The organism is Knoellia flava TL1 (genome assembly GCF_000768675.1).
In the GTDB taxonomy this organism is placed as follows: Bacteria; Actinomycetota; Actinomycetes; order Actinomycetales; family Dermatophilaceae; genus Knoellia; species Knoellia flava.
In genome coordinates, this window is record NZ_AVPI01000080.1 from 1 (window position 1) to 3,052 (window position 3,052).

Genomic DNA, 3,052 nt, shown 5'->3' on the forward strand with positions numbered 1-3,052 from the left:
GGCCCGCGTCGCTCCGGCGGACAGGGCGGCGCCCGCCGGGGCTCCGGCGGCGGCATCGCGGCGTTCTCGTCGCAGTCGCGCGGCTACCGCGGCTGACGCCACCTCGCTCCTCCCGTGCCCCGTCGCTCCGTGCGGCGGGGCACGGTCGCGTCGGGGGGCATACCCGGCCTGCCGTGCGGAACGGGAGGAATTGGTGAGTTGTGCACGCACCCGGGGGCGGACGGCATACCGGGGCGCGAGAACTCGACCACAACGCCCCGTGACGGCGGCACCCACGGGGTAGCGTCGGCAGCCGCGAGCCCACCCCTTCCAGGAGCCGTCAATGGAGTCGAGCACCATCGCCGTCAGCGCAGCCGACGGCACCCCGCTGCACACCTACCGCTGGCTCCCCGACGGCCCGCCGCGCGCGATCGTGCAGATCTCCCACGGGATGGCCGAGCACGCCGGGCGCTACGAGCGGTTCGCCCGGGCGCTCACGGCGCAGGGCTACGCGGTCTATGCCAACGACCACCGTGGTCACGGGCTCACGGGCTCAGCGAGCGACCGCGGCCACTTCGCCGACCACGACGGCTGGGACACGGTCGTGCACGACCTCGGCACCGTCACCGAGTTCGCACAGACCGAGCACCCCGGTGTCCCGGTGGTCCTCTTCGGGCACAGCATGGGCGCCATACTCGCCCGCAGCTATGCCGCGATCCACGGGTCGCGGCTCGCCGCCCTCATCCTGTCGGCCAACAGCGGCGCGAACCCGCTGGCGCCCGTCGGCGTCGCGTTGTCGGCCCTCCAGTCCCGGCTACGGGGTCGCCGCCACCCCTCCGGCCTCATGGACTCCCTGTCGTTCGGCAAGTTCAACGCCGCGTTCAAGCCCAACCGGACCGCCTCGGACTGGCTCAGCCGCGACGAGGCCGAGGTCGACGCCTACCTCGCCGACCCCCACTGCGGCTTCGTCATGTCGACGACGTTCTACGGAGACCTCGCCGCCGGCCTGCGCAGCGTCCTGCGCAAGAGCGCGTATGCCGCCGTGCCCACCGACCTGCCGATCCTGCTCATGTCCGGTGAGCACGACCCGGTCGGCAACGGCGGCAGGGGACCTCGCGAGGTCGAGGCCGGCTACCGCGAGGCGGGGGTCACCGACCTCACCTCGAGGATCTATCCCGGCGCCCGGCACGAGCTCCTCAACGAGACGAACCGCGACGAGGTCACCGCGGACGTCCTCGCATGGCTCGACGAGCGCCTGCCCACTCGCGACTGATGCTCGCCTGGATCGGCCGATACGCCGTGGCCGCAGCCGTCTTCGGCGTCCTCGACGGACTCTGGCTGGGCGTCGTCGCCCGGCCGCTCTACGACGACCAGCTCGGCGAGCTGCTCGCGGAGAACCCCAATGCCGTTGCGGCAGTGGCGTTCTATGTGATCTATGTCCTCGGCATCACCTTCTTCGCGACCCGTCCGGCCTTGGCGGAGGAGTCCGGACGCACGGCGCTCGTCCACGGCGGGTTGCTCGGGCTCGTCGCCTACGCGACGTGGGACCTCACCAACCTCGCCGTCCTCGAGGGCTTCCCGGCCGGGGTCGTCCTCGTCGACCTGATGTGGGGCACGGTCGCGACCGCCGTCACCGCTGTCGTGACGTATGCCGTGTGTCGCCGGGTGCCCGCCCTCCGCTGAGCCTGGTGGGGCTGGTGTATCTGGTGCGGGCGGCGGGCCTCCTTCCACGGTGACGGCTCGGCGTGAGCCGTCCGAACCCGGAAGGACGTCCCATGGCCACAGCAACCGACCTCGTCAGGGCGATCGCGAGCGCGAGGATCACCTCGCCGCACCGCGACCGGCTCGAGTTCCTCGCCCTCCTCGACGACCGAGTCTGGGAGGTCGTCGGCGGCGGGCCGCTCGGCCTGCGCAGCCGGGCCGACCTCGTCGCGCTCAACCCCCAGCCGCTCCCGCCGGTCGACTCCGGGCGGCTGCTCCTCCAGCTCATGGCGCGCGGCATCATCGTCGTCGGCGGCCGGGACCCCGGTGCGCGCGAGGCGTTCCTCGCCGAGATCGACGACTGGTGCGGGACGGGCTGGCCGAAGAACTGGCCGCGGCCGCCGCAGCCGGGTCCCGACCCGGACCTCCGTCGCGGTGTCGTCCCGTCCGCTCTGCTCGGTGGGGCGCTGGCGGCGGCGGAGATCGCCGCGAGCTATCCCGAGGGCGAGCTCCAGGACCTCTTCGCCAAGGCCGCCGACCAGCTCACCGAGGCGGCGCTCGCCTAGGTCCGCGTCCGGCATACGAAGGGCTGGGCTCGGCGCGCTGGGCTCGTGGCTAGTTGCGCGCCTTGCGCCAGCCCGCGGCGCGCGCCTCGTCCTCGGTGCAGAACCACCGCTCGCCCTTGCTCGCGGTGATGACCGTCGCGTCGTAGCTGCCGCCGCCGGGGACGTGGTAGATCTTCTCGCCCGACGACGAGATGTTGCCCTTGATGACGCAGCTCGACGGCTTGGTCGTCGTGCCGGGGACTGCCGGTGCCGCGACGACGGGGGCCGAGCACGCCGCGCTCCAGACACCGAGCTTGCGTGCCTGGGCGCGCTTCTGCGCGGCGAGGTAGTCGCCGCGGTGCTCGTAGGCGTTGCGGTAGGTGTACTCCTTGGCGAAGCCGCCCTCGATGAGGACCTTCGCGGCGAGCCGGCCGTCCTCGGTGACGACGTGGCGGAGGAGCCGGCCGTAGCGGTCACGGTCGTCCTGGGTGGGGTCGGCGACGAGCCGGACCGAGCGGCTCTGCACGAGGCTCTGCATCTTGCTCGACGCCTTCTGGGCCCAGCACTCGTCGCCCTTGAGCTCGGGGGCGTCGAGGCCGATGAGCCGCACCCGCTCCGTGGTCGCGCCGACCCGCACCTTGATGGTGTCACCGTCGGTGACGCCGACGGTGAGCACGAACGCGCCGGCGACCCTGCGCGTCGGAGCGGGCGCGGGGGCGACCGTCGGTCGGGCCGCGAGGGTCGGAGTCGCGACGGGAGCCGGGACCGAGACGGTGGGGGTGGGCGCCGACGTCGGCGCGGCGACGACCGGACTCGCTGCCGGCGCG

General features: G+C 73.2%; 4 protein-coding genes. 3 read left to right on the forward strand and 1 reads right to left on the reverse strand.

What is annotated here, in order from left to right; translation table 11 throughout:
* Positions 1–322: 322 nt before the first annotated feature.
* From N798_RS16420 to N798_RS16430, 3 genes are all read left to right on the forward strand, one after another.
* The gene (locus tag N798_RS16420) at positions 323–1,252 is read left to right on the forward strand and encodes an alpha/beta hydrolase (protein ID WP_035950779.1); all 930 of its coding nucleotides are present in this window, start codon (positions 323–325) and stop codon (positions 1,250–1,252) included.
* Positions 1,252–1,662 (forward strand): DUF2177 family protein, encoded by a 411-nt coding sequence (locus N798_RS16425; protein WP_035950782.1) that lies wholly within the window; start codon positions 1,252–1,254, stop codon positions 1,660–1,662. The genes N798_RS16420 and N798_RS16425 overlap by 1 nt, the downstream gene beginning before the upstream one ends.
* A 92-nt stretch (positions 1,663–1,754) precedes the next feature.
* Positions 1,755–2,246, forward strand: coding sequence for a hypothetical protein (locus N798_RS16430; RefSeq protein WP_035950785.1), 492 nt, complete (start codon positions 1,755–1,757; stop codon positions 2,244–2,246).
* A 49-nt stretch (positions 2,247–2,295) separates the two neighbouring features.
* Here the strand turns inward: N798_RS16430 and N798_RS16435 are convergent.
* A partial coding sequence (locus N798_RS16435) for a thermonuclease family protein (RefSeq protein WP_232222676.1) occupies positions 2,296–3,052 on the reverse strand: 757 nt, incomplete at its 5' end.